The following is a 26,836-nucleotide window of genomic DNA, read 5'->3' as shown; positions in this document are numbered from 1 at the left end:
TGTCTTCCGGACTTGTCTTGCTAAATTGACGGGATATCTTCTTACTATATCCCACTTTACGCTTGGCTTTTGTTTAGTTTTCAAAGGGCAGCTGATTCAAACATTCAGATTGCTTAAAGCACTTCTAATGATGCGGATAAATCGCTCCGGTGCTCTCAAAGCAACAGAACCGACTTTAGCACAAAAGGAAAGCCTTATGCAACATTAAATTTTAATGGAGCGGGTGATGGGAATCGAACCCACGACATCAGCTTGGAAGGCTGAGGTTTTACCACTAAACTACACCCGCATAAACGTAAAATAAAAAATGGTCGGGAAGACAGGATTTGAACCTGCGACCCCTTGGTCCCAAACCAAGTGCTCTGCCAAGCTGAGCTACTTCCCGATCAAACCGTAATGGTTATGTACTTGAAAAAAGTCAATAAAAATAAATGGTGCGGTCGGTGAGAGTCGAACTCACACGGGATAAACTCCCACTAGGCCCTCAACCTAGCGCGTCTGCCATTCCGCCACGACCGCATAAAACAGTTATTAAATTTAAAAATCATGGTGCGGGTGAAGGGACTTGAACCCCCACGTCATAAAGACACTAGATCCTAAGTCTAGCGCGTCTGCCAATTCCGCCACACCCGCATGATTTAAATGGCGGTCCCGACGGGAATCGAACCCGCGATCTCCTGCGTGACAGGCAGGCATGTTAACCGCTACACCACGGGACCGTAACTACGTATTTTAAATGTTCTTTCCTTCAATGTAAAGAGGCGATTAAAGAAATAATTAATGGTGGAGGATGACGGGCTCGAACCGCCGACCCCCTGCTTGTAAGGCAGATGCTCTCCCAACTGAGCTAATCCTCCATATATGGTGACCCCTACGGGATTCGAACCCGTGTCGCCGCCGTGAAAGGGCGGTGTCTTAACCACTTGACCAAGGGGCCGTTCATGTAATTATAACTGGCGGAGAAGGAGGGATTTGAACCCTCGCGCCGCGGAACGGCCTACTCCCTTAGCAGGGGAGCCCCTTCAGCCACTTGGGTACTTCTCCGTTTGGCTCCACAGGTAGGATTCGAACCTACGACAACTCGGTTAACAGCCGAGCGCTCTACCACTGAGCTACTGTGGAATAATAAGGTTTTAACAGCGAATTACATTATAACCTCGCGCCGTGAAAAGTGTCAATAACATTTTTGTAAAATTGTTTTCTGTCATCGGCGACTTTTATAATGTACCATAACCGTTATTTACCGTCAAGGATGTACAGCGGGATTGTTTTTATTTTTTTTAATCGGCCGCTGCAAGCGCCGCACACATATTTCTTTGTGTCAAAACGCTTCTTTCTTTTTATCTCGGTTCGACAACTTTCACACCGGTAGTGATGGATGTAGTTTGAACTTCTTCGGTTTTCTTCAATCAATTTACAGTGCCTCGAAGCTCCGACATCGGCCAGCATTTTTTGAAACTCGGGGTCTTTATGACGGTAACCCCGCCCTTCCAGGTGGAGGTGATAATGACAAAGTTCATGCTTAATGATCCCGATAAGCTCTTGTTCCCCGAAGCGTTCGTAAGATTTCGGATTGATCTCAATATTGTGGGTTGTCAATAAGTAGCGCCCTCCGGTTGTTCGGAGTTTTTGATTAAATTGCGACCTGTGTCGAAACGTCCGCTGAAAATACTCTATCGAGAGTTTTTCTGTAAGCTCTTGCAATTCATCATCCGTCACAGTATACCTCCTGTTTCAACGATAACAAAATACATCAGAAGAAGTCCCGTTTTCGCGAGACCCCTTCCGAAAATATTATTTCGATATAAATATTTTGCTACAGTTGTTTTTCCGGCTGAAGCATCGTTAATGCTATCCGCCCTTTTTGAATATCGGCATCCTCAACCCAGACAGTCACTACGTCACCGACTGCTACTACATCCATCGGATTTTTCACAAACCGGTTCGCTAACTTCGAAACGTGTACGAGGCCGTCCTGTTTGACGCCGATATCAACAAAGGCCCCGAAATCAACCACGTTGCGAACGGTTCCTTGCAGCTCCATGCCTTTAGTCAAGTCTTCCATAGATAAAACATCTGTTTTCAAAAGCGGTTTAGGCAAATCATCGCGCGGGTCACGGCCGGGAACCTCCAACGCATCGAGAATATCTTTCAGCGTCGGTTTACCGACAGCAAATTCTTCCGCGAGTTCATCCGGGGAATGAACTTGGCGCGCCTCTGCAACTGCCTTTGTGCCAATATCGCCGGCCGTAAGACCGAGTTTCGTCAGCAACTGTTTCGTGACTTTATAGCTTTCCGGATGAATTCCGGTTTCATCCAGCGGTTCATCGCTTCCCGGCACCCGAATAAACCCGACACTTTGTTCATAAGTTTTTGCCCCGAGACGGGGAACGTCTTTCAGCTGTTTCCTGTTCGTGTAAGGACCTTTTTCTTCACGTTCTTTTACGATATTTCCCGCGACGCTTTTCGATAAACCCGAAACATATTGAAGAAGCGACGCAGAAGCGGTATTCACATTGACGCCGACCCGGTTGACGGTCGTCTCGACAACAAATGTCAAGCTGTCATTCAGCTTGGATTGGGTTACGTCATGCTGGTATTGGCCGACTCCGACAGATTTCGGATCGATTTTCACTAATTCTGCTAAAGGATCTTGGACGCGGCGGGCAATTGAAATCGCACTGCGCTCCTCAACGTTTAAGTCTGGAAATTCTTCTTTGGCAACTTTAGAGGCGGAATACACACTTGCCCCGGCCTCGTTGACAATCATAAACGATACATCCGCTTCGATTTGTTTTACCGTATCGGCAACAAATTGCTCTGTTTCACGAGAGGCAGTTCCGTTGCCGATCGCAATTAAACCGATACCGTGTTTCGATATAAGACGGGTAATTTCGTTTGCCGCTTCCTTAACTTTATGATGTGGAGCGGTAGGATAAATAACGCCGACTTCGATATTTTTCCCTGTCTCATCGATGACTGCAAGTTTGCAGCCCGTCCGGTAGGCCGGATCCACGCCAAGAACGGTGTGTCCCTTAAGAGGAGGCTGGAGCAATAAATTTTGCAGATTTTCAGCGAAGATATGAATAGCTTGTTCTTCGGCCCGTTCGCTTGCTTCTCGGCGGATATCGCGCTCCACCGCCGGCTGGATCAATCTTTTGTAACCGTCTTCGATCGCCTCTGTCAATACATTTTCGACCGGGGTCTGCTCCCCTTTAAGTGTCTGACGCTTGATCCAGCTGATGATCCGCTCGTCCGGGGCGTCGACCGATACTTGCAATACTCCTTCACTTTCCCCGCGGTTTAAGGCTAAGATGCGATGAGAGGCAAGTTTTTGAATCCCTTCTTCGTAGGCATAATACATCTCGAAAATGCCTTTTTCATCCTCAGCTTTCGGTTTCTTTTTCGCAGTCATACGCCCTTCTTTAAATGTCATGTCACGGGCAGTCTGGCGAATCCGGGCATCGTCAGCAAGCATTTCGCTAATGATATCTTTCGCACCTTGCAAAGCATCTTCAGCAGCGTCAACAGCATTTTCTTCGTCAATATAGCGGGCTGCTTCCTCCAACGCCGCGCCGCTTCCCGGCAGCATAAGGAGCCATTCAGCCAGCGGTTCAAGCCCCTTTTCTTTCGCGATCGTCCCTCTTGTGCGGCGCTTTTGTTTATATGGACGGTACAAATCTTCAACTTCTTGAAGCTTTTTTGCTGACCGAATCGATTGTTCCAGTTCTGAAGTCAGCTTATCCTGTTCAGAAATTAACCGAATCACTTCATCTTTTCGTGTGTTCAGCTGATTCGCATAATTCCACGTATCCAGCACCTTGCGAATATCTTCTTCATCCATGCCGCCGGTCACCTCTTTACGGTAACGGGCTATAAAAGGCACTGTGTTGCCATCTTCGGAAAGTTCGATGACTTGTTTTACTTTAGCTTGTTTTAAATTTACAGTCTCAGCAGTATAAATGAGCTGCGTTGATTTTTCTTCTGTCCACTCCATCAAAAAACTCCTTTTGAACGTTCGCTTACCTTTTACATTATACTGAAAAGTTCATCTGCTGAACAGGTCATCTCTTTTGCCAATAAAAAAACCTGATAAACCGGTATCCGGTGTATCAGGCATTCATTCTTTCATTTTGCCGATCATGATTGTAATGTCATCGTTCGTATCATTCATGGCGTCAACCACTTCTTCAACCATCTCTTTCGGGGCAGCCCCGCGCGAGAAAAAAGCATGATAAGCGGGTTCAAACACCAATCCGTCGGAATAGATCAAAAAAACCATGTTTTTTTCGTAAGGAATCGTTTCTGTCGTAATTTTTTGTTTTCTGCCGGACAAGTACCCTCTCGACGGAACCGGCCGATAAATCTTTCCATCCGGATAATAAAACGAACATGAGATATTTCCGACATTCGCATATTCGATATCACGGGAATGAAGATCGATCTTTAACAGCGACATCACAACCCCTCTGGTCCCCCACAGATTTTGATTGCTTCGTTCAATCAAACTGTAGACAGTCCGGTCATGCTCTGCTTTAATAATATTCATTACAGCCTCAGATGCTTCCATCGCTTCTTCGCCGCTTCCCAGACCGTCAGCGACAGCGCAAAGAATATAGTCATCGGTATGAATGATGTGCATCGCATCACCGGAATGCCAGTTCCCGTCTTTCGCTTTTTTGAACATACTGACATCAGCTTTTTCCCAGTAGTGGTGTTCGTACATCAGAAAGCCTCCGTTGCCTCTATTCGTATCGATTCTTTTAGTTTTTGAAGCGCACGGCGCTGCAAACGCGAGACATGCATTTGTGATATCCCTAATTGTTCACCGGTTTCTTTTTGACTGAGATTATCAAAGTACGTCAGTTGTAAAATTTGTTTTTCGCGCTCCGTAAGAACTTGAAACGCTTTTTCCAACAGCATTTGCTGATCGGTTTTTTCGTATCCCGACTCGACAGATCCGACGAGATCCAGCAATGTTACCGCGCTTCCTTCATCATCCGCTTCGATTGAGCGATCGACTGAAAGCGCCTGATAACTTTTACCCATCTCCATCGTTTCCAAAATTTCTTCTTCGGATACTCCCAAGTATGCAGAGATCTCTTCAACTTGCGGGCTGCGCTGCAATTCGGTCGTCAACTCTTCGACGGCATTTTTAATTTTAGGTCCGAGCTCTTTGATTCGGCGCGGAACATGAACGCTCCAAGTTTTATCGCGTATAAAACGCTTAATTTCCCCGACGATCGTCGGTACAGCAAAAGATTCAAAACTGCGGCCAAACGATGGATCAAAACGGCGCAATGCAGCTAAAAGCCCGATCATGCCGACTTGAATCAGGTCCTCATCATGGCGCTGGCCGCGCGAGAATTTCCGGGCCAATGCATGGACGAGGCTTTCATATTCCATCACAAGCTTCGTTTGCAGTTCCTCATCACCCGTTTCTTGAAATTCTTTGATCATTTCAAGGATGTGTTCTTTATCTTTTTCTTTATTATTGTTTGGGGATTTCTTCCGAGAATCCGCTGCCATGCTGATCCACCTCATCTCTATGCAGGAACTTGGTCATTGTGATCATAACCCCGTTTTCCCCGTGAATATCTACTTGGTCCATCAACGTTTCGATCAGGAAAAGGCCCAAACCTCCCTCCTTGAGTTCTTCAACGGATTGCTCTTTACTCACGGGACCGCGCCCTTCTCTCAGCGCTTCTACGTCAATCGCCCCGCCCTGGTCGGCTACAATCAACTCGAGCCGGTCTTCATGCACTGTAAATGAAAGGTGCATGTTGTTTTCCTTCTGCCCGTCTTCATAAGCGTGATTGACGACATTGGTGCAAGCTTCTGCGATCGCAATCTTAATATCCTCAATATCATCATACGAATAACCGAGGCGATTAGCAATCCCAGAAACAGACAAGCGGACAACACCTACATACTCCGGCTTAGCCGGAACTGTCATTTCAATAAAATCCGTATTTCCCGTCATGACTAAGCTTCCTCCCTTTTTTCTGCCTCAATGTCGATCACTTCATTCAAGCCGGTAATCTCAAACAGACGCTTAACCCGCTCGTTTAAGCCGGTCAGACGAAGTTCGCTGTTTGATTTCTCGGTAATTTTCAGCGTTCCGATAAAAATCCCTAACCCGGTGGAATCAATATAATCGATCTCGGAAAGGTCGACGATCAATACTTGACCTTCCTGTTCCGCTAATGGGTTTAACGTTTCTTTCAATTTTGAAGCCGTGTACACATCAACCTCGCCGGACAGCGCGACATGCGTTTGTTCTTCACCTTCTGTTACTTGAATATCTAAATTCATTACAAGTCCCTCCTGTTTTTACGCTTGGATAATCTCAAAACTTTACCACATACAATGAGCAGTTAAACCTTGCGCCGCAAAATCTGTAACGTGAAATCATCACGCAGCTGAAATTCTTGCGCCTTTTCCAACTCATGATAAATTTCATCGACAATATCTTGGGCAGGAAGGTGTTTTTTCTCTCTGATCAGATGCGCAATCTGATTACGTTCGATGAATTCGCCGTCAATTCGGCATTCTGTCACACCGTCAGATAAAAGTACGATAAAATCGCCCTTATCTAAATGAAGGTGTTTCTTCGTGTACGCGACTTTTGACGAAACACCGAGGACCAGTCCTTTTGCTTCCAGGTCTGAAAATGTGTCTTCTTTTTCATCATAAACAAATCCGGGTTCATGACCTGCGCTGGCATACGAGAAACGATGTGTATCTGCATCGTAATAACCGTACATCATCGTAATAAACATATCGTCTTCGATATTGCGTTCGACAACACGGTTAATGCTTTCTAACAACTGGCCGGGGTCCATTGTTTGTTCGGTAATCGTATCCATCGCATATTTTATCATCGACATCGACATCGCCGCCGGCACACCTTTACCGATCACATCCGCAACAGCAATCCCGACATTTCGGTCTTCGTCTTTCATATAATGATAATAATCTCCGCTCATTTTCCCGGCCGGTACGCTGACGACACCGATTTCGATATCATCGAGATCTAAGTCTCCGGCCGGAAGCAGCGATTTTTGCATCCGGGCGGCAACGTTTAATTCCGAATCCAGCTCGCGCTGCCGATCGCGCAAACTTTGGTGTTCCCGGTATGCTAAACCGTAGCCGATCATCACCTCTAACAATAAATCAAACGAGTCGACTACTTGCTCCGGCAGGTCATCCGCCAATTCTTGAAAGACGGACAGGTGCAGACTGACTGTCTCTTCCGGGGACATATCTTTTTCCATCATTTCCTTGCTGAACTGCTGCGCATGATAAAGCGCATGTTCACTCTTATTTTGCAAATAGCTTGTGAGCATATCCTTGTACATCTGATACAGACCGTACTTCGTCTCTTCCAAGCAACCGCACCTCCTCTATCGAAGCCACTTGATTGCTGTGATCACTGTGCCGTTTTCAAGCTCTGAATCGATATTAAATTCATCCATCAGCCGTTTGACACCCGGAAGTCCAGCCCCCAAACCGCCTGAAGTTGTAAAACCGTCTTCCATTACATTTCGGATATCTTTAATCCCCGGGCCTTCATCCGAGGCGATGATACGAATCCCGTTCTTTCCGGAACCGCGCACTTCTTCAATTTGTATCCGGCCTTGGTTGGCATACAAGTAAATATTTCTCGCCAATTCGGAAATCGCTGTCGTAATTCGCGCCTGATCCACCGAACCAAACCCGATTTCTCTCGCTAATTTTCGGCCGGCCTGCCTGGCAGCAACAATTCCCCATTCACTGTGAATGTCGACATGGGTTTGGACTTGCATATATCAACCCTCCAATTCCAGCTGGAGTCTCTCCAACCCTTGTTCTAGGTCAAGCGCAGTCGGAACATCATCCAAAACAACACCCATGTCTATTAGAGTAATCGCAACCGCCGGCTGAATTCCGGTGAGAACGACCTTAGCACCCATTAAATTTGACATATCCACGACATCGCCAAGAACCTTTGCAATAAATGAATCAATCATTTCAACTGAAGTCAGGTCAATGACAACGCCGCGCGAGCCTTCGTGATGTATTTTTTCCAGCACATCTTCTTGAAATTGCAGTGCTGTTTGATCATCCAATTCAACTTGAACGGATATCAATAAGTAATCGTGCAGTTTTAAAATCGGAATACGCAAAATTGTCTCCTCCTTCATCCCTCTATGTCGATTATTTCACGGTTGGTCATTTCCAAAGCGGATTCAATTCCTTTTTTCAAGGAACTCTGTGTCGGGAATTTCCCTAAGTCAATTCCGAGATTGACGATTGTTTGCGCAATTTCCGGGCGAATTCCCACAAGAATGCATTTCGCTCCGACAAGCCGAACCGCTTCCGACGCTTGAATGATATGATGAGCGACCATGGTATCTACGACCGGAACCCCGGTTATATCAATTAACACGACTTGAGAGCGATGTTCAATCACGCCGTCCAAAAGGTTCTCCATAATCAGTTTCGCACGCTCAGTATCGATCGTTCCGACGAGCGGCATTACGCTTATTTTATCAAAAACAGGGATGAGCGGCGCTGAAAGCTCCTTCAGGGCCATTTTTTGCAAAAAGACCGTGTTCTCCCAAGAACCGGAATATTGATTGACGAGGACGTTAACTAAGTTATCAATCCACTCTTCTATTTCTTGAAAGAATTCTTTGCTCTGACAATAATCATCGTCGGTTTCCGACAATACATCGATCGTGATCGTCCGGAATTTCTGCAGTCCGCGGGTAATATAATGAAGCGGCCAGCCGAGCTGAATCAGCCGCTCTGCAAATTGCACCAGTTCTTCGTTCGATTCTTGTTGAACTACCTCAATCGATTGAACAATTTTATCGACAAACTCTCGGTTCGTATTCTCATACATCGTATCAGTAATATTTTGCAGCGAATCATCGCTTCGGAAACTTTTAATTTCCTCAAGCCAAGTTTCGCTTATCGTTGTACGATGTTCCAAAATTTGGTCCCTAACATTCGGATTCATCCAGTCTTCTCCCACCTTACAGCATGAAATAATATTATCAATATTATTTCACTGATTATTCAATAATGCAATCGTTGTCCATGTAACACTAACCCATATTCCTGTATACAGGTATAAAAGAAAAAAAGACCGCCGGAAACCCGGCAGCCTTTTTCCGATAAGTATGATGGTTAAAAGTCAATAAGTCCCATACTAATATTCAATGCATCATTCACTTTTATCATCATATTATCATCAAGATGCGTGATTTTGTCCGTCAATCGTTGCTTATCAATTGTGCGGATCTGTTCGAGTAAAATGACGGAATCCCGATCAAATCCATAACGTTCTGCATTAATTTCTACATGTGTAGGCAATTTTGCTTTTTGAATTTGTGCTGTAATCGCCGCAACAATTACGGTTGGACTGAACCGGTTGCCGATATCGTTTTGCACGACAAGAACGGGCCTTACTCCGCCTTGTTCTGAGCCGACAACGGGAGATAAGTCCGCAAAATAAACATCTCCGCGTTTAACTATCAAAGCCGTCACACCCCGCTAACCAGGCGGTCCAACGTGCTTTCAGCCTCCTCTTCAGCTAAAAAAGACTCTGTGGCGATGTTTAAATTGATTTTAGCCATTTCAACGTAACCGTTCTCCATCGTTTTGCGGATTTGCTGCTTTTTCTTTTCTTGCACATACATTTTCGCAGCTCTGTGGATGGCATCGTCACGGTTCGCTTCCTCATCTAACAACGCATCGAGTTCATTAACTAAATACTGCGGCAAATTCACCATAATTTGTTCTGTCTGTTCTGTGGACACACCAACACCTCCAAACAGCTTTTCCCCTGCTATAATTCCTTCATGATCATTTTTCCTCTTTCATCATATCACTAATTCAACCCGCTTGAAAAGGTCAATATTAAAGGTTTTGCGTTCATTTTCTACGTGAAGATTCTGTTTTGCCGGGGATTAAAACACAGAATTGTGCACGACTGTCACTTTTCCGCCCCGAATGATACAGCGCGGAACACGCGGTGTGATTGTACAAGGAATTTCGTAATTGATCGTCTCAAGTCTTGCCGCGACTTCATCCATCGGTAAGAAAGCACCGCCGTTTTCGCCGATCAATGTCACTGTCGTGCCGATATCAACAGGTTCTTCAAGCCGAATCATCATTTGATCCATACAGATTCGTCCGACAATCGGCGCGCGCTTGCCGTTCACGAGTACATCTCCGTGCTGATTTTTTCGAATCCAACCGTCAGCATAGCCGATCGGCACGGTGGCGATCCACTCTTCCCCCTCCGTCTGATAAGTGGCTCCGTAACTGATCCCTTCACCGGCTGCAACTTTTTTCACGTGGGTGATTTTGCTGTGGAGCGAAAAGGCTTCTTTTAATTCTTGGTTAATAACCGGTTTAATTTCCGGAGACGGCGCGAGACCGTACATCGAGATGCCGACGCGAACAAGATTGTATTTTTCCAGTGCGAAGCGAAGGGCCGTCGCACTGTTGCTGCAATGTTTCCAGCCGACTTCGCTGCCGTATGCTTCTTCAAACGCCCCGACCAACTCGTCAGCACGTTTCACCTGCTCATCAAAATACGCTGTGTCCAATTCATCCGCGGTTGCCATATGTGTATACAGCCCGTCTGCTGTGAAATTGGCACTGCCTTTAATTTTTTTCGCGAAAGACTTCGCTTCAGCCGGCGTCCGTAAACCTAAGCGTCCCATGCCGCTGTCCAGTTTTACGTGACAAGAGATGCGGCTGCCGCTCTTTTCTAAATAGGCTTCAGCTTCCGCCAGCCAGTCTTCTTGAAAAGCCGTCACGGCAACGTCCCATTTGGCAGCAACCGTGATATCGCGCGGACGGATTAACCCCATTACAAGTATCGGCGCTGAAATCCCCGAACGACGCAGCGAGATCGCTTCATCAAGCATCGAAACGCCGAGAAACTCCGCGCCGGCCTGCAAGGCGTCTGTTGCAATATCAAATGCCCCGTGCCCGTATCCGTTCGCTTTCACGACAGCCATAAACGCCGTTTTACCGGGAAGCCCCGCTTTAATATTCATGACATTTTCTCGGATCGCATCCAAATTCACTTCCGCCCATGTGTCTCTAAAAAAAGATTCTGTCTTATCCACGGTCAAGCCTCCAAATGAATTTCTTGCTTACATTACTTGAAGCAGTTTATTATAGTCTGATGTCAGTCTCTAATGTCAATGGTTCTCCCGGCTCCGTTACACTTTTGCTTCAATTGACAGATGACAGTTCCCAGTTCATGCGAAATATCTGAAGCATTTATACTGATTTGATCCGCGCGTTCAGCTAAATAATCAGCTGTCAGCCCGTGCAGGTACACCGCCATAAACACTGCTTCAGCAGGGTCTTCATACTGCAATAAAAACGCCAGAATCATCCCCGTCAGCACATCTCCGGTTCCGCCTTTAGCCAAGCCGGCATTTCCTGTACTGTTCACCCATTGCCGTCCGTCCGGTCCTGTAATGATCGTCTCTCGGCCTTTTAACACAAGGTACACACCATACGTTTTTGCAAATTTTGCTGACAGTGAAAATCGTCCGGCTTGAACTTCCTCGATTGACAAACCGGTCAATACAGCCATTTCCCCGGGGTGAGGCGTCAGTATGACAGGAGATGTTCGCGAGATATTTTTTAACTGTTCTAAATCCGAAGCCAAATCCAACAAGGCATCCGCATCGATAACGATCGGTATGTCCAGTTGGTTTATCAACGGAAAAATATCGTTTGTCACGTTACGGCCCAAGCCCGGACCGACAGCAACCCCGTCGGCGTGAACGGCTTCCGGCATTTGCCTCCACGCTGACCGGGCAAATTCCCCCGATTCACTCGGCAACGGCAGATACATCGCCTCTTTTAATTGCGGGGCTGCCGCGGACAAGGTGTCATCCGGAATGACAGCGGTTGTCCTGCCTGCTCCGGCTCTCACACATGCTTCCGCCGCCATCATTACGGCTCCGCTCATGTTCATGCTTCCGCCGATAATCGCAGCCCTGCCGCTTTGACCTTTATGCGCATCAGAATCTCGATGCGGCAAATGCCGAAGCGCTTTCTGTTCGTCAAGCCATATTCTTCTATCTGCTTTCGCCGACACGTAAGCAAGCTCCGGAATGCCAATATCAACCGGTACAATCGTGCCGTAAAAAGATCTGTAGCCGGGAAGCGATGCATTCATTTTCCGGGCCGCAAGCATATAAGTTCGGTCAGCGCACACACCTGCCTGAATGTCAGCTGCCTCGGCGGACGGCACACCGCTCGGAAGATCGACGGCGAAAACAAGCGCCCGCGAACGGTTAATTAGTGCAGCGATCTCTTTATAGGGCGGTTTCAACTCGCCGGTTACACCTGTGCCAAGCATCGCATCAATAATAACGTCCGCACCTGCTATGGCTTGTTCCACCGCTTCTGAATCCGTCTCGTAAAAACGAGCCGCCCTTCCCGCACTCTCGTAGACGAGCAAATGTTCATACGCTTCGCCGTGAATTTTCTCCCGCGGGGCAATCACTTCTAACGCCGCATCAAAACCCGCTTCCGCCAAGTACCTGGCAATAACGAAGCCGTCACCGCCGTTATTTCCGCCGCCAGAAACAACGGCGATCCGATCGTTTTTCTTCAATTGACGCTCGATAGCTCGCGAACAGGAACTTCCTGCATTTTCCATCAGCGTGAATCCACCCAAGCCAATCTGCTCAATCGCAAAGCGGTCAACTTGCCGCATTTCTTCTCCGCTCACAATATACATCGCTATCACCCCTGTTTTTCAAGGACGACTTGCGCCGCCGCTGTCGTCCTCGTATGTGTAATCGAGAGATGCACTTGTCCGTCTTCCGTCGCCTTAAAGTCCGTGATAACCGGACGGCCGCCGGCACTGTTGCCGACTTCAAGGTCTTGAAATGATAAAGCGCCTCCGATTCCGCAGCCTTTCGCTTTCGCATAGGCTTCTTTAGCCGCATACCTGCCGGCTAAAAACTCGATCTGCCTCTTCCCGTGCAAACGGTCAAATGTTTTTTGTTCACTGTTTGTTAAAATTCGTTTGGCAAAACCTGGTTTTCTTGTGAATAAATGTTCGATTCGGGCCAACTCAACGATATCCAAGCCGATACCGGCTATCATAATCACCACTCCTTGCACTGCCTCTCCTTACATTTTACACATATTTCTTATCGATGGTACAGCAAATTCACCATATGATATGATAAATCAAGAATCGAAAAGAGGTGCTTGTCATGTTTATACGAAACGAGAGTTTTTCTGAATTCATCCAATCTTATAAAGTCGTCACTGCGCTGATCGCCGTCAATTTATTTTTCTTAATTTGGACAGAGGTTTTCCCGTTTCTCGGCGGCTACGAAATCTATCTGCTCGGTGTCGGCAATAACGCCGCCGTTGCTCTCGGTGAATATTGGCGGCTGTTCACTCCGATCTTTTTACACGGCGGGCTCATGCATTTCGCGTTTAATTCCTTTTCTCTTTTTCTCTTCGGACCGTCACTCGAAACGATGCTCGGCCGGGTAAAGTTCATTTCTCTCTATTTAGCCACCGGAGTAATCGCAAACATTGCCACATTTTACCTTGGGGATCCGATGCTTTTGCACCTTGGAGCCTCCGGGGCAATCTTTGGGCTGTTCGGCCTTTACCTGTATATTGTTTTGATGCGAAAAGAACTGCTGCCTCAAGCAAGTCAGCAAATTATTTTAACGATCATCGTCATCGGGGTGATTATGACCTTTGTAAATCCGGGAATTAACATTTTAGCTCACCTGTTCGGGCTTATCAGCGGGCTTGCGGTCGCGCCGCTGTTTCTTTCCCGCGTCAACCGTGTATCACGTTATCAGCGGGCGCACGAACCAGATGATATCGGCTTCGATCCGCAACGGTGGGCGAAAAGAAAGCAGCACCGTGAACGAATGTGGCTCTACATTATCGGCGGAATTGCAGCGATGATCAGCTTTTTCTGGCTCGTCGACTTCCTCTTTTTAAGCCGGCTATGGTGAAAAATAAGAACCGTCTGCATGTGTTCGCAGACGGTTCTTTTCATCTTTTAATATTTTTTAAGCAAGTAATGCAGCGGAATGATCGAGACGAGCACGATTAAAAGCGCTCCAGGAGCTGCCTGATGATAAAACGACTCGCTCGCTTCATAATAGACCCGCACAGCTAAGGTATCGAAGCCGGGCGGACGCAGCATCAGCGTCGCCGGAAGTTCTTTGATCGCACTGACAAAAACGAGCGCCCCTCCTGCCAGAACACCCGGGGCAATCGACGGAAGAATGACTTTGAACATCACCTTCCATGCCGGATAACCTAAACTCCGGGCGGCTTCGTCCATCCGCGGCGACACCAAGCTAAGCGATGCTTCCCCGGCCTGCATCGCTTGCGGCAAGAAGCGGATGACAAAAGCAATCGCGATTAAATAAAATGTATTGTACAGCGCCGGGATATGATTGTTAAAAATAAAAATCATCCCCAAAGCCACAATAACTCCCGGCAATGCATAACCGGAATAACTTAACTTATCAATCACCGTCGACACCGGTGAGGGGTGACGTGATTTTAAATAAATGATCGGCAACGCCAAAACCATACATAAGAGCGCCGCCATCCCTGAAACTAAAATACTGTTCCAGGCATATCCAAAAAAGTCTGTATCAATCGCGCCGACTTCAGCGCCGATGACCGTCCAGTAAACCAACACAAAGATCGGCAGGATGACTGCAATACCAAACACGCTGAACACATACATAAACGCAAACGGCTTCCATTTCCCGAGTTTTAATGTATCCGGCGCTTTATACGTATTCGTCGTTTGGTAAAATTTATTTTTCCGGCGTGTATACGATTCAATCCATAAGATGATGATGGTTAAAACAATCAGCACTAAGCTCAAGACCGACGCCGATGGAATATCGAAACCGGCCCGCTGATAATAAATCGCCGCCGTAAATGTAACGTACCTGAGCATAGCGATTGCACCAAAATCAGACAGAACATACAAGGAAATCAAAATCGCGCCGGCACCGATTGCCGGACGCAATAACGGCAAGTTCACTTTGAAAAAAATTTGCGCTGTCGTCATCCCTTGTGACCTTGCGACCTCTTCAAAATTTCGATTCATTTTCCGAAGCGATGCGCTGGCGATCAAAAAAACATACGGGTAAGTAAACAGCGTCATTGTCATGAAGACACCGAAAAACGAATAAATGCTGAATGGATAATCACCAAAAACGCTGTACATAAATGATGCTTCCCATAAATCTCGTGCCCAGCCGCTGGGACCAAACACGATAATATAGGTGACTGCCCCGACATACGGCGGAATCACAAGCGGAAGCGCCATCATCCACTGCCAAAGCCCTTTGCCCGGGACATCGGTTCTCACAACGATCCATGCGAGTGAAACACCGATTAAAAGCGCCGCCGTTGTAACCGCTGCTGTCAAAGAGATCGTATTCCAGAGCAGCTGCGGAATTCTGCCTCCGAGTAAACGGAGCCAGCTGTCCGCCCCTGCTGCAAACGATTGAAAAATCACATAGATGATCGGGACAGACATGACTAAAGCGACAAACAGACCGATTAACAATAATATCGGGCCGGGAGGATTGCCTTTCCACATATCCGTCCACCGCCTTTTCAATAAACGGCGAAGGGTTGGTGACGAATTGCCACCAACCTCAGTACTGGAGTTATTGTGTTTATTCAACCCGTTGTCATTACGATCTGCTGCCATACGCCCTCTCCTTAACTGCCGCTTATCTTAATTCTAAATCCAGCCCTGCGTCTTCAATAAGCTCGCGCGTATCTTCGAAATAATTGCCGAGCTCGCGCAACGGCATGTCTTGTACATGCAGTTCATCAAACGGAACCGCTTCTTCGTAAGGTGGTTCTAGGTCAGTATTAATCGGCACTTCGAGTGATTCACCGACAAATTCAAGCTGGTTTTCTTCTTCAAGAACCCACTCAAAGAAAATTTCTGCATTCTCACTGTTCGGTCCATCATTAACGAGGCCAAACCCGGCAGCATTCGCAATCGCACCCATCTCATCCTCTTCTTGATCCGGATAGACAAACCCGACATTGTTGTCGTCCGGTTCTTCCAGCTGTTGATGGTAGTAATAATTATTTACTAAGCCGAAAGCGTGCTCACCTGCACCTACAGCTCTGCGAATATCACTGTGACCCTCGAAGATGCCGGCGGCATTTTCTTGAATCGAATCAATCCAGTCTTCCGTCCGATCATCGCCCCACTCATACCGTAAAGCCGATACGTTGCCGATCATGCCGCCGTTGCCGCCGCGGGTAATCGCGTAACCATTTTCTACATCGGCCCATTCTTCATCAAACAAATCTTCCATACTGGAAGGAACATCCTCTTCATCGACCATATCCTTGTTATAAATAAAGCCGCGTGCTCTAGCTGACAGCGCAATCCATTCATTATCTTCTGCCCGGTATTGTTCGTCAATTGTATCGATGTTATCAGAGTCGTGCGATCTGAGCAGGCCTTGCTGATTTAAGTATTCCAAACCGCCCAGGTCATTGGAAATGAACACATCCGCCTGAACATTGCCCGCTTCTTCTTCCAGCTGCAGCGGTTCGGCGCCATGCAGTGCGTTAACCTCAATGCCTGTATCCGCTTCAAATTTATTTAATAACTCTTGCACAAATGTTTCGTTACGTGCCGAGTATACTACAAGTTCACCGTCGCCATCTACATAAGACTCTTCATTTCCGCCTTCATTCGCAGCACTGTTGTCATTGCGTTCATTTTCATTTTCCGCTGCATTCTCCAAATTATCTCCGCAGCCCGCGGCAGCGATTAACGCCAAACCAGACAGGCTGCCTAACAACCATTTTCGTTTCATCTTTGTTTCCCCCTATACTATTTATTTGCATGAGAACGATTATCATTATCACTGTTTGAAGTTTATTAAACCTTGCATTGATCGTCAATCTTTTTTTGTTAAAAGTGTTGACAAATCGATGATTATTTATAATAATTATAAAAAAGTATAAATTATCATTAGGATCTCTTAAAAAAACTCATAATAAAAGCAACTTACGTCTGACAATGTAAGTTGCTTTGCAGGGGTTAGTTAGTCAACAACTGCAACCAATTCCGGTTTGATATCAAAGGAAACGACGTGGCCGACCTCAACATCTTGTTCGATCGGCGCATATAACAGCATCGGTTCATTCGATAATTCCGGTTCGTTATGCAGCCTCACATACAGTTCCTGGTATTCACCGCCGTACGTAACCCGCTCAACTTGGCCGCAATAGGCCCCGGAACCTTGTTCAGCTAAACGGCAGCCTTCCGGCCGAATAGACAGCTTGACAGTTTCAAGCCGCTCTTGCCACTGTTCCGGCAAGGAAACTTTGCCGATATGCGTATGGATGCTTTGCTGATCTTCTGCCATTCTTCCGTCGAGCAAGTTTGTCTTGCCGACGAACTGCGCAACGAAACAGTTTTTCGGGCAACGATACATCTCTTTTGGCTGATCAATTTGCTGAATAACGCCGTCGTTCATCACGACGACCCGATTGGATACCGCAAACGCATCTTTTTGATCGTGCGTTACCATAATCGCTGTTGTATTCGCTTTGCGCAAGATATTCGTCACGTCAAAACGCATCTTTTCGCGCAAGCCGGCATCCAGGTTGCTGAAAGGTTCATCCATTAAAACAACATGAGGTTTCGGTGCCAGCGCGCGCGCCAGTGCAATCCGCTGCTGCTGCCCGCCGGAAAGTTCCGTCGGGTAACGGTTCGCATACTCTTCAAGACCGACCAACTCCAAAACTTCTCGCGCCCGGTTCTTTTTCTCGCGTGCCGGCCATTTTGTTAAACCGAACATGACATTTTTTAAGATATTCATATGCGGAAAAAGCGCATAATCCTGGAAAACCATCCCGATACCGCGTTTTTCCGGCGGAAGTGATTCTCCTTCATCAAAAACTTTTGTGCCGCCTATTTCAATCGTTCCGGCCGTCGGCTGTTCAAAGCCGGCAATCATCCGCAGCGTCGTCGTTTTGCCGCAACCGCTCGGTCCGAGCAATGTGATGATTTCACCTTTGCTGATATCGAGACTCATTTTGTCGACCGCAGGCGAATCATGGCGTCCAAACCTTTTTGAAATATTCCTCATTTCGATAAAACTCATTAGACTTACCTCCCGTATCCGCTCTTGCTCCTCATGAAAGTCCGATTAACATTTGAAAGCTTATTTAGAATCGTTAAAATTTAGTTGAGAATGATTTTCATTACAGTTGAATTATAGCACAGCGTTTTCAAGAGGGTCAACGCTGTCCAGAAGTTGTCACGAAATATCCATTACTTTTTATCACCGAATGTTTAAAAATACAAAAACCCTGGAAGCAAGGCTTTGCTTCCAGGGTTTTTCTTCTGCTATAACAGCTTCTCTCCGAACAGCGATCCGATCAATCCAACAGCTGCTTCGGCAGTTTGATTGCGCACATCGAGAATCGGATTGACTTCTACAAATTCGGCCGATGTTATAACTTGCCGCTGGGCGAGCATCTCCATCGCCAAGTGTGTTTCACGGTACGTCGTGCCGCCGACAACCGGCGTCCCTACACCCGGGGCATGCTGCGGATCTAAAGCATCGAGATCCAGACTCAGATGCACGCCGTCTGTTTTCGCTTCTAAAAATGCAATCGCGTCATTCATCACGGCAGCCATACCGTCGCGATCGATTTCATGCATCGTATATACCCGGACACCTTGCGCTTGAATGTATTCTCTTTCTTCCGGATCCAACGAACGGGCACCGATAATGACGATATTTTCAGGTGTGACTTTCGGTTTATAACCGCCGATCTCCGTTAGTGAGGGGTGACCGATGCCAAGACTTACCGCTAAAGGCATTCCGTGAATATTTCCAGAAGGAGAGGTCGCACCGGTGTTTAAATCTCCATGAGCGTCATACCATATCACGCCCATATTGTTATACTTATGCGACACACCGGCCAATGTGCCAATCGCAATACTGTGGTCTCCCCCAAGAATAAGCGGAAAACGGCCTGCTTGTACAACGTTTTTCACGGTGTCAGCGAGACGCTCATTAACCGTAACGACTTCTTCCAGATCTTTTAAATTATCGGCATTTTTCACATCGAGCGCTTCAGGACGGCCGACCTCGATGTCCCCGAGATCATTAACACTGCAGCCCGTTTCTTGCAACCGTTCAACAAGACCGGCATACCGCATGGCACTTGGTCCCATATCAACACCGCGCCGATTTTGACCAAGGTCCATCGGTACACCGATCACCGATACCATTTTGTTCACACGCGACACCTCTTCACCTGTCTGACTAGTTATTTCGATAATAATCCTCTCATCGCAAACACGATGTTTTGCGGGCGCTCGCCGAGCCGGCGCATGAAATACCCGTACCAGTCTTCCCCAAACGGAACGTAAACCCGGACTTTGTAACCCTCATTCACAAGCTGCGCCTGCAATTCCGTCCGAAAACCATAGAGCATTTGAAACTCGTATAAATCATCAGGAATCCCTTGTTCACGGACAAACGTTTTAACTTCTTCGATAATATTGTGGTCGTGGGTTGCAACAGCTGTGTAACTGCCATTCAGCAAATGAACTTTGATGATGTTTAACAGATTTGCATCGACTTCCGGCTTCTTCTGATATGCGACAGAGGGGGATTCTTTATAAGCCCCTTTCATCATTCTTAAATTGACACCTTTCAAGGATCGGGTATCTTGTTCTGCTCGGTGTAAATAAGATTGCATCGCCGGGCCGACGTTTTGATACGATCTCCGCAGCTCTTGAAACAACTCTAACGTAGAGTCCAAATGAGCATAGTCTTCCATATCAATCCGGACAAAAATATTCAATTCATCTGCTTTCGCTAAAATGTCCAGCATGTTATCACGGCATAAATTACGGTCTACATCGAGGCCCAAAGATGTCAGTTTTAAAGACAAATTACAGTCGACACCGTAAGCGTCGATCGCTTCAAGCGTGCGAATACAATAGTCTTTTGACGCTAGCGCTTCTTCTTTTTTATGGACAAATTCGCCGAGGTGATCAACTGTCGCACATAATCCTTGTGCGTTTAATTTTCGCACTGCTTCCATCGCCTCTTCAATCGTCTCGCCGGCAATCACTGTTGTCGCACCTAATTTTGGTCCCCAATTACGAGCTCTATTCTCCAAAAATTGACTTGATGATAACACCGAAAAAAATTTTCGTGTAATCATAACGGCTTCCTCCCCTTCCCCGCTTTCTTTCTGCAGTCAACCGATCTCTTCGATCAAACGGAGAGAATGTCTTTAATTTGGGCAAGCGCCCAATTAAGATCACTCTCCGCAATAACAAGCGGAGGTGCAAAGCGAATCACATTCTCGTGCGTCTCTTTGCACAGCAGCCCCTTTTCCTTGAGCATTTCACAGTAAGGACGCGCCGGCTCTGTCAGTTCAACGCCGATAAAAAGGCCTTTCCCGCGAATTTCCCGGATCTTCGGATTGTCAATCGTTTGAAGTTCTTCTTTAAAAGCCCTCCCTAAACGATCAGAACGTTCAGCGAGTTTTTCCTCTTCGATCACATCTAATGCCGCTACTGAAACCGCGCACGATAGAGGGTTGCCGCCAAACGTCGATCCGTGCGACCCCGGTTCAAACACCCCTAAAATATCTTCGTTCGCAGCAACACAGGAGATCGGCATAACTCCGCCCCCGAGCGCTTTTCCAAGGATGTAAATATCCGGTTCTACCCCTTCCCAATCACACGCAAATGTCCGGCCGCTTCTGGCCAGGCCGCATTGTATTTCATCCGCGGCATAAAGCACATTATTTTCTTGACAGATGGTATACGCTTCTTGCAAAAAACCTTCGTCAGGAATATTGATCCCAGCTTCACCTTGAATCGGCTCAAATAAAAAGGCAGCTGTGTTTGGCGTGATCGCTTCGCGCAATGCATCAGCATCCCCGAACGGAATCACTTTCACGCCGGGAAGAAGCGGTCCGAAATCTTTTTTATAAGCTTCGTTGGAAGATAAAGACACTGCCGTCATCGTGCGGCCGTGAAAGTTGTCTTCACACACAATAATCTCGGCTTGATCTTTTTCGACCCCTTTGACACGGTAAGCCCAGCGCCGGATTGCTTTCACAGCTGTCTCAACTGCTTCAGCGCCGGTATTCATCGGCAGAACCATCTCTTTATTGGTTATCTTTGCTACCCGCTCATAAAATCTTCCAAGCTGATCATTATGAAAAGCCCGCGACGTCAGCGTGATCTTATCCGCTTGGTTTTTGAGCGCTTCGATAATCTTCGGATGCCGGTGCCCTTGGTTTACAGCGGAATAGGCACTGAGCATATCAATGTAGCGGTTCCCTTCAGGGTCTTCTACCCAAGCACCCTCCGCCTCCGAAATAACGATCGGAAGCGGATGATAATTGCGGGCGCCGTATTGTTCAGTTTCCAAAATAATACTGTCGGTTTTTGTCATGCAGCAACACTCCTTGATTAAACGGTCGGTTTAAATTGATCGGTCACAGTTTTCGGCTGCAGGAAATGCAGCAAGTAATCCGGACCGCCTGCTTTCGAATCGGTTCCGGACATATTGAATCCGCCGAATGGCTGATAGCCGACAATCGCTGCGGTACAGCCGCGATTGAAGTACAGGTTGCCAACATGAAAATCTGCACGGGCTTTTTCAAGATTCGCGCGGTTGTTGGAAATGACCGCACCTGTCAAGCCGTATTCTGTGTTATTGGCAATATCAATCAGTTCATCGAAATCTTTTGCTTTCGCGAATCCTACAAACGGACCGAACACTTCCTCTTGCATGATCCGCGCCTCTGGGTCGAGATCAGCAAAGATTGTCGGCTGAATGAAGTAACCCTTCGAATCATCGCCGGTGCCGCCGGTAACCAGACGGCCCTCTTGCTTGCCGACTTCAACGTATCCCATAATTTTTTTAAATGCTTCTTCATCATTGACCGCCCCCATGAAATTCGAGTTATCAAAATTCGTCGGGCCGACCGTCAGTGTTTCCGCTTTTTTCGCGACTTTATCAAGCAGCTCATCATACACATCTTCGTGGGCAATGACGCGTGAACAAGCGGAACATTTTTGTCCGGAGAAGCCAAAGGCCGAGTAAGCAATCGCGTCTGTTGCCAACTCTAAATCAGCATCATCATCAACGATGATTGTATCCTTGCCGCCCATTTCAGTGATGACGCGCTTCATCCAAATTTGTCCCGGCTGAACTTTCGCTGCCCGTTCAGCAATATGAAGCCCTGTCGCTTTCGAGCCGGTAAAGTTGATAAACCGCGTTTTCGGATGATCAACAAGGTAGTCGCCGATTTCCGCACTGCTTCCCGGAACCCAGTTAACAACGCCGTCCGGCAATCCTGATTCGAGCAGCACCTCCATAAACTTATAAGAAATCACCGTAGCCGTTTTCGCCGGTTTCAATAAAATCGTATTTCCGGCAACCACCGGCCCGCTCGCCGTTCCGCACATAATCGCCAAAGCCAAGTTCCACGGCGAGATCGTAATCCCGACACCGAGCGGAATATAGCTGAATGAATTATGCTCAATCTCGCGTGAATTGACTTCAACGCCGTCTTTTAAACTCACCATTTGCCGGGCATAATACTCTAAAAAGTCAATCGCTTCAGCTGTATCTGCATCCGCTTCAACCCAAGGCTTGCCGACCTCGTAAGTCATCCAGGCGGAAAATTCATGTTTGCGGTGACGGATTTTCGCAGCCGCACGGAAAAGAATCGCCGCGCGTGCTTCCGGGTCCCATTTGCTCCATGATTTAAACGCCTCTTGCGCACTCTGGTGCGCCTTTTCCGCTAATTCTTGATCGCATTTCGATACGTACCCGACCACTTGGGAATGGTTGTTCGGATTCACTGTCGTTGTTTTTTTATCGGTGAATATTTTCTCACCGTTAATAATAAGCGGGTACTCTTTGCCCATTTGCGTCCCGACATAATCAAGCGCATCTTGATAAGCTTTTCGATTTTCCTCGACCGAAAAATCTGTAAACGGTTCATGTTTGTATGGGGTTACCATCTGCAAATCACTCCTTAAAATTGTGTTAATTTTCTACACTTTCTAACTAATGCAATATTTATGCCAGTTCGCGCTCTCGATTTGAAAGCCTTTACTTATTGTTCCAGTGCAAATAGATTTTGCGCCGCCGAATTTGTTTGCGCGAAAGTGCAAAATTTATTTGCTCGATTAGCTGACTTTGATTAAACTGGAGATACAATAATCATTTACTGGCGGTGAACCAATGAACGATTCGTACACGAAAAAAATGCCGGAACTTCACCCTGCTTACTTGCAATTGCTCGACTCAATTGACGTCGGCATTCACGTTGTCGACCTCGACGGACGCTCCGTCATCTATAATCGGCGCATGGCGGAAATGGAAGATATGCCGAAAGAAGAAGTGCTGAATCGAAATATTCTCGATATTTTCATGTTCAATTCAGCAGAAGACAGCAGGCTTTGGCAAGCGCTGCAGCACGGCCGGTCGCACAGAAACGAAAAACAAACGTACTTTAACAACAAAGGCTTGGAAATAACGACGGTTAACGACACGTTTCCGTTGCAGTTAAACACTGAAACATTCGGCGCCGTTGAAATTGCCCGCGACATTACAAAACTGGAACGGATGTCGCGTGAAACAGGCCGGCGCAAAGACGAAGCGAAGTTCACATTTGATCAGATCATCGGCAAAAGCGACGCCATTCAAACCGTTATTACAAACGCAAAACGCGCAACAAGAACGTCTTCATCTGTGTTGATTTACGGCGAAACAGGAACGGGGAAAGAATTGTTTGCGCAAAGCATTCATAACAGCAGCGACCGCGGCTCTAAACCGTTTATCAGCCAAAATTGCGCCGCACTGCCTGATTCATTGATTGAAGGGATTCTTTTCGGCAGTGTTAAAGGCGGATTTACCGGAGCAACGAACCATCCCGGGCTTTTTGAGCAAGCTGACGGAGGAACGTTAATGTTAGATGAAATTAACTCATTAAACCCTTCGCTTCAAGCCAAACTTCTCCGGGTGATTCAAGAAAAATCCGTCCGCAGAATCGGCGATACAAAAAGCAAAGATGTGAACGTCCGCATCATCGCGACTGTGAACGAAGATCCGATTACCGCCGTTAAAAACAAGTCTTTGCGCGAAGATTTGTATTACCGCTTGAGCGTCGTCACATTGATGATCCCTCCGCTCAGAGACAGAAAAGAGGATTTGCCGGTATTAACCGATCATTTTGTTAATAAATTCAACGACCTTTTTCAATTATCTGTCCCTTATGTTGCCGCCGACGTTGAGGAGTTTTTCTCATCGTACGAATGGCCGGGCAACATTCGTGAACTGGAACATGTTATCGAAGGGGCGATGAATTTGATTTCACACGATGAACCGATCGGATTGGATTTTTTGCCGCTGCACATGCAAAATAAAGCGTCTGTTTCGACGGCTTCGGCGCTCGATGTTCCGGCTCTTCAGCCGAACAACGACACAATTCGCCCATTGCAGGAATATATTGAAAGTGCTGAAAAGCATTATATCGAGGAGGTTTTGCGGCGTACTGAAGGAAATATCACGCAAGCTGCTTCACTGCTCGGAATAAAAAGACAAAGCTTGCAGTACCGGATAAACAAACACCGGATCGGCGAACAATAATCTAACCCTGACGTTTTCCTTCCATTATATTGGATATAAATAAAACAGGGGGGGAGCAACGCTCCCCCCCTGTTTTATTCTACAATGATACGTTCATCGTATTCGTATTCAATCACCGGTTCTTCAGCTTGGTCTTCATCGATCAGTTTTAATTTTTCCAGATTGTATTTCACACCGGTCAACCGCATTGATTGAAAGAAATGTTCCATCTCTTCATCTGAGAGTTCTTCATCGGCCGCATAATAAACACTTGCTTCTTGACCGGCAACATCCACCTCAGCAATTTCTACAAAATCAGGTATCGCAGAAACAATCCCTGCCTCTTCATCACTCTCTATAGTCTCCATCGCTTCAACGGTTTCTTCCAGCGGGATCCATTCGTCTTCACCATTCGTTTCTCCAGCCGTGCGAGCACTGATCAGACGGTTTTCCTCTTCTGATACAAAATAACCTTCCGCTTCAAACGGAATCGTTAAAGTTTCCACGATTCCGGCAGGCCCGAAAGCAACCCCTGATTCCCCGTCAGTCGAAAATTGAACCTCTTCGACGCCGTAGGCCGAAAGGATTTCTTCGATTGTAAATTCGAGTGCATCATATTCATTCGACGTTAACGAACCCAATTCGTGATCTTCTGCAAAATCAATCGTTAACTCCCCCTGATTCTCGGCATCGCGTTCAATGCGGGTGATCGATTGCAGATCTTCATTTGAAGTCGGATCACTTTCGTTAAGAGCAGCGGCGATTGCTTCCTCGCCAGTAGAACGCAATTCGTCACTCACTGAGATTGTGACCGTCTTTTCACCGCTGTCGGTTTCGTGAACGGATGCGCTCAGCACCGGGTAGTCATGCTTCTCTCCGCTTGTTTCAGATTCTCTTTCATTTTGCGATTCTGATACATCGTTTTCCGTGTTTTGTTCAGCTTGATTTTCAGCTGTCTCGCTGTTTTGCACGGAGCTTCCCTGATCATTTGACGGCGCATTGTCATTATTTGACGCTTCGTAGTTGTCATTTTCTTCCGGGATATCGTTATCAGCATCATTTTCCGCATACTCATTTTCCGCATTTTTATTTTCGGCATTTTCATTTTCCCTATTATTGTCTTGATCATTTTCTTCCGGCACACCGGCCGTCGACGGTTCATCTCCAGAGTCATCTCCGCCGGTAAGCGGCGATGAATTATCCAGAAACGACGGAATGATCAAAAGCATAATCACTGCAGCAGCCCCTGCTGCCACAAGCGGCGTGAAACGGGGGCGGCGATTCTTTTGTTTGATTTTGCTGAAACGGTTTGGCATTTGCTCTGCCTGTTCAATTTTTCGATACAGCTCGTCTTTTGATTGCCGGTCTTTCACAGCAGGAAAATCTGTCAAGGTCTGCTCGATCTCTTCCTCATCCCATCTGCGCTTGCTCATCTGCTTGCCTCCTTTGCCTGAAACTCTTCTGCGTGTTTTTCTAAATGATTTTTCAACGCTTTAATCGCCCGATGCTGCGTTGTTTTGACTTTACTCTCAGTCCAGCCTAAAACGTCTGCTGTCTCGGCAATTGACAGCGCTTGAATATAGCGCAGTATCAGCACTTGCTGCTGATTGGCAGAGCATTTTTCCATCATTTTGTACACATGCTGCATTTCATCTTTTTGCATAACAGCTTCGTCCGGAAGCGGCGCCCGATCTTCGATTTCAAACTCCCTTTCGCTCCACTCATACTCTTTGCCTTCCGCCTTTCTTTTCTTGCGGGATTGCTTGCGAATATGATCAATCGCTACATGCTTAGCGACGGAATAAAGCCACGTTTTTTCTGTGCTCTTCCCCTCGAACGTTTCATAGGAGCGGAGCACTTTAATGTACACTTCTTGCACAAGTTCTTCAGCCGTCTCGCGATGACGGACCAAGTAAAATAGATATTGAAACAGCTGATGGTGGTATTGTTGGTAAAGTCGCTCGAACTCCTCCTTCAAACCGGTCCCTCCCTGTCTGTTTAGTTAGTCGCATATTTGCACGGAAAGTTACAAGGTTCAAAGAATTATTGCGCCGAAAAAACCCAAACCCAATAAAGCGCTCCGCCGATAAAACCGATCACGAGCAAGACAATTGCCCAGTGCCAATTTTTCA

General features: G+C 46.8%; 27 protein-coding genes and 9 tRNA genes. 3 read left to right on the top strand and 33 right to left on the bottom strand.

What is annotated here, in order from left to right; all coding sequences use genetic code 11:
• On the top strand, positions 1-208 hold a 208-nt coding region (locus EDD67_RS14040), incomplete at its 5' end, for a hypothetical protein (RefSeq protein WP_206751989.1).
• Positions 209-215: 7 nt separating this feature from the next.
• Here the strand turns inward: EDD67_RS14040 and EDD67_RS10910 are convergent.
• The 24 genes from EDD67_RS10910 to acpS all read right to left on the bottom strand — a co-directional run bounded on the left by EDD67_RS10910 (position 216) and on the right by acpS (position 13,140).
• A tRNA-Gly gene (locus EDD67_RS10910) sits at positions 216-289 on the bottom strand.
• A 19-nt stretch (positions 290-308) separates the two neighbouring features.
• A tRNA-Pro gene (locus tag EDD67_RS10905) sits at positions 309-385 on the bottom strand.
• 47 nt (positions 386-432) lie between these two features.
• Positions 433-519, bottom strand: a tRNA-Leu gene (locus EDD67_RS10900).
• A 28-nt stretch (positions 520-547) separates the two neighbouring features.
• Positions 548-633, bottom strand: a tRNA-Leu gene (locus EDD67_RS10895).
• Between the two features lie 10 nt (positions 634-643).
• Positions 644-719 (bottom strand) — tRNA-Asp (locus EDD67_RS10890).
• 62 nt (positions 720-781) lie between these two features.
• Positions 782-857 (bottom strand) — tRNA-Val (locus EDD67_RS10885).
• Positions 858-862: 5 nt separating this feature from the next.
• A tRNA-Glu gene (locus EDD67_RS10880) sits at positions 863-937 on the bottom strand.
• Between the two features lie 17 nt (positions 938-954).
• A tRNA-Ser gene (locus tag EDD67_RS10875) sits at positions 955-1,044 on the bottom strand.
• A gap of 3 nt (positions 1,045-1,047) precedes the next feature.
• Positions 1,048-1,122: transfer RNA gene (locus EDD67_RS10870), tRNA-Asn, on the bottom strand.
• Between the two features lie 114 nt (positions 1,123-1,236).
• The gene (locus EDD67_RS10865; protein WP_121440039.1) at positions 1,237-1,719 is read right to left on the bottom strand and encodes a SprT family protein; all 483 of its coding nucleotides are present in this window, start codon (positions 1,717-1,719) and stop codon (positions 1,237-1,239) included.
• Between the two features lie 97 nt (positions 1,720-1,816).
• Positions 1,817-3,997 carry a Tex family protein gene (locus EDD67_RS10860; RefSeq protein WP_121440038.1) on the bottom strand — a complete coding sequence of 727 codons (2,181 nt, stop codon included), beginning with the start codon at positions 3,995-3,997 and terminating at the stop codon, positions 1,817-1,819.
• Positions 3,998-4,120: 123 nt separating this feature from the next.
• Positions 4,121-4,726 carry a SpoIIE family protein phosphatase gene (locus EDD67_RS10855; RefSeq protein ID WP_121440037.1) on the bottom strand — a complete coding sequence of 202 codons (606 nt, stop codon included), beginning with the start codon at positions 4,724-4,726 and terminating at the stop codon, positions 4,121-4,123.
• Positions 4,726-5,460 (bottom strand): RNA polymerase sigma factor SigB, encoded by a 735-nt coding sequence (gene sigB / locus EDD67_RS10850; protein WP_371859243.1) that lies wholly within the window; start codon positions 5,458-5,460, stop codon positions 4,726-4,728. Before sigB ends, EDD67_RS10855 begins: the two co-directional genes overlap by 1 nt.
• A gap of 31 nt (positions 5,461-5,491) precedes the next feature.
• Positions 5,492-5,983 (bottom strand): anti-sigma B factor RsbW, encoded by a 492-nt coding sequence (rsbW, locus tag EDD67_RS10845; protein ID WP_121440036.1) that lies wholly within the window; start codon positions 5,981-5,983, stop codon positions 5,492-5,494.
• A gap of 2 nt (positions 5,984-5,985) precedes the next feature.
• On the bottom strand, positions 5,986-6,315 hold the full coding sequence (locus EDD67_RS10840) for an STAS domain-containing protein (protein WP_121440035.1): 330 nt from the start codon (positions 6,313-6,315) through the stop codon (positions 5,986-5,988).
• A 62-nt stretch (positions 6,316-6,377) separates the two neighbouring features.
• Complete coding sequence (locus tag EDD67_RS10835; RefSeq protein WP_121440034.1) at positions 6,378-7,391, bottom strand: PP2C family protein-serine/threonine phosphatase; 1,014 nt, start codon at positions 7,389-7,391, stop codon at positions 6,378-6,380.
• 15 nt (positions 7,392-7,406) lie between these two features.
• The gene (locus EDD67_RS10830; protein ID WP_121440033.1) at positions 7,407-7,808 is read right to left on the bottom strand and encodes an anti-sigma regulatory factor; all 402 of its coding nucleotides are present in this window, start codon (positions 7,806-7,808) and stop codon (positions 7,407-7,409) included.
• 3 nt (positions 7,809-7,811) lie between these two features.
• Entirely contained in the window at positions 7,812-8,168 is a 357-nt protein-coding gene (locus EDD67_RS10825) for an STAS domain-containing protein (protein ID WP_093072515.1), read from the bottom strand.
• Positions 8,169-8,182: 14 nt separating this feature from the next.
• The gene (locus EDD67_RS10820; protein ID WP_093072514.1) at positions 8,183-9,007 is read right to left on the bottom strand and encodes an RsbT co-antagonist protein RsbRA; all 825 of its coding nucleotides are present in this window, start codon (positions 9,005-9,007) and stop codon (positions 8,183-8,185) included.
• 170 nt (positions 9,008-9,177) lie between these two features.
• Positions 9,178-9,528, bottom strand: a complete 351-nt coding sequence (locus EDD67_RS10815; RefSeq protein WP_093072532.1) for a type II toxin-antitoxin system PemK/MazF family toxin — start codon at positions 9,526-9,528, stop codon at positions 9,178-9,180.
• 5 nt (positions 9,529-9,533) lie between these two features.
• A complete protein-coding gene (locus tag EDD67_RS10810; RefSeq protein WP_093072513.1) occupies positions 9,534-9,809 on the bottom strand; it encodes an antitoxin in 276 nt (91 codons plus the stop codon).
• Positions 9,810-9,959: 150 nt separating this feature from the next.
• Complete coding sequence (alr, locus tag EDD67_RS10805) at positions 9,960-11,132, bottom strand: alanine racemase (protein ID WP_121440032.1); 1,173 nt, start codon at positions 11,130-11,132, stop codon at positions 9,960-9,962.
• A gap of 62 nt (positions 11,133-11,194) precedes the next feature.
• The gene (locus tag EDD67_RS10800; protein WP_121440031.1) at positions 11,195-12,769 is read right to left on the bottom strand and encodes an NAD(P)H-hydrate dehydratase; all 1,575 of its coding nucleotides are present in this window, start codon (positions 12,767-12,769) and stop codon (positions 11,195-11,197) included.
• A 5-nt stretch (positions 12,770-12,774) separates the two neighbouring features.
• Positions 12,775-13,140, bottom strand: coding sequence for a holo-ACP synthase (gene acpS / locus EDD67_RS10795; protein WP_121440030.1), 366 nt, complete (start codon positions 13,138-13,140; stop codon positions 12,775-12,777).
• 113 nt (positions 13,141-13,253) lie between these two features.
• Here acpS and EDD67_RS10790 point away from each other — a divergent pair, with 113 nt between their 5' ends.
• Entirely contained in the window at positions 13,254-14,021 is a 768-nt protein-coding gene (locus tag EDD67_RS10790; RefSeq protein WP_121440029.1) for a rhomboid family intramembrane serine protease, read from the top strand.
• Positions 14,022-14,068: 47 nt separating this feature from the next.
• Here the strand turns inward: EDD67_RS10790 and EDD67_RS10785 are convergent, their stop codons facing one another.
• The 7 genes from EDD67_RS10785 to pruA all read right to left on the bottom strand — a co-directional run bounded on the left by EDD67_RS10785 (position 14,069) and on the right by pruA (position 23,095).
• Entirely contained in the window at positions 14,069-15,754 is a 1,686-nt protein-coding gene (locus EDD67_RS10785) for an ABC transporter permease (RefSeq protein WP_121440028.1), read from the bottom strand.
• Between the two features lie 22 nt (positions 15,755-15,776).
• Positions 15,777-16,889 carry an extracellular solute-binding protein gene (locus EDD67_RS10780; RefSeq protein WP_121440027.1) on the bottom strand — a complete coding sequence of 371 codons (1,113 nt, stop codon included), beginning with the start codon at positions 16,887-16,889 and terminating at the stop codon, positions 15,777-15,779.
• A 231-nt stretch (positions 16,890-17,120) separates the two neighbouring features.
• Positions 17,121-18,185 carry an ABC transporter ATP-binding protein gene (locus EDD67_RS10775; protein WP_121440026.1) on the bottom strand — a complete coding sequence of 355 codons (1,065 nt, stop codon included), beginning with the start codon at positions 18,183-18,185 and terminating at the stop codon, positions 17,121-17,123.
• 245 nt (positions 18,186-18,430) lie between these two features.
• Positions 18,431-19,324 (bottom strand): arginase, encoded by an 894-nt coding sequence (gene rocF, locus EDD67_RS10770; RefSeq protein WP_121440053.1) that lies wholly within the window; start codon positions 19,322-19,324, stop codon positions 18,431-18,433.
• Between the two features lie 38 nt (positions 19,325-19,362).
• Positions 19,363-20,268, bottom strand: coding sequence for a proline dehydrogenase family protein (locus EDD67_RS10765; RefSeq protein WP_121440025.1), 906 nt, complete (start codon positions 20,266-20,268; stop codon positions 19,363-19,365).
• A gap of 53 nt (positions 20,269-20,321) precedes the next feature.
• Complete coding sequence (locus EDD67_RS10760; protein WP_121440024.1) at positions 20,322-21,515, bottom strand: ornithine--oxo-acid transaminase; 1,194 nt, start codon at positions 21,513-21,515, stop codon at positions 20,322-20,324.
• 17 nt (positions 21,516-21,532) lie between these two features.
• Positions 21,533-23,095, bottom strand: coding sequence for an L-glutamate gamma-semialdehyde dehydrogenase (pruA, locus tag EDD67_RS10755; protein ID WP_121440023.1), 1,563 nt, complete (start codon positions 23,093-23,095; stop codon positions 21,533-21,535).
• Positions 23,096-23,318: 223 nt separating this feature from the next.
• Between pruA and EDD67_RS10750 the strand changes: the two genes are divergently transcribed.
• Complete coding sequence (locus EDD67_RS10750) at positions 23,319-24,725, top strand: sigma-54 interaction domain-containing protein (RefSeq protein ID WP_277872129.1); 1,407 nt, start codon at positions 23,319-23,321, stop codon at positions 24,723-24,725.
• Between the two features lie 74 nt (positions 24,726-24,799).
• Here the strand turns inward: EDD67_RS10750 and EDD67_RS10745 are convergent, their stop codons facing one another.
• Both EDD67_RS10745 and sigX read right to left on the bottom strand, forming a co-directional pair.
• A complete protein-coding gene (locus EDD67_RS10745; RefSeq protein WP_121440022.1) occupies positions 24,800-26,137 on the bottom strand; it encodes a hypothetical protein in 1,338 nt (445 codons plus the stop codon).
• Positions 26,134-26,682 (bottom strand): RNA polymerase sigma factor SigX, encoded by a 549-nt coding sequence (gene sigX / locus EDD67_RS10740; protein WP_121440021.1) that lies wholly within the window; start codon positions 26,680-26,682, stop codon positions 26,134-26,136. Before sigX ends, EDD67_RS10745 begins: the two co-directional genes overlap by 4 nt.
• Positions 26,683-26,836 lie beyond the last annotated feature (154 nt).

Source organism: Salisediminibacterium halotolerans (assembly GCF_003814815.1).
In the GTDB taxonomy this organism is placed as follows: domain Bacteria; phylum Bacillota; class Bacilli; order Bacillales; family Salisediminibacteriaceae; genus Salisediminibacterium; species Salisediminibacterium halotolerans.
This window is presented reverse-complemented; position numbering and strand designations above follow the sequence as displayed.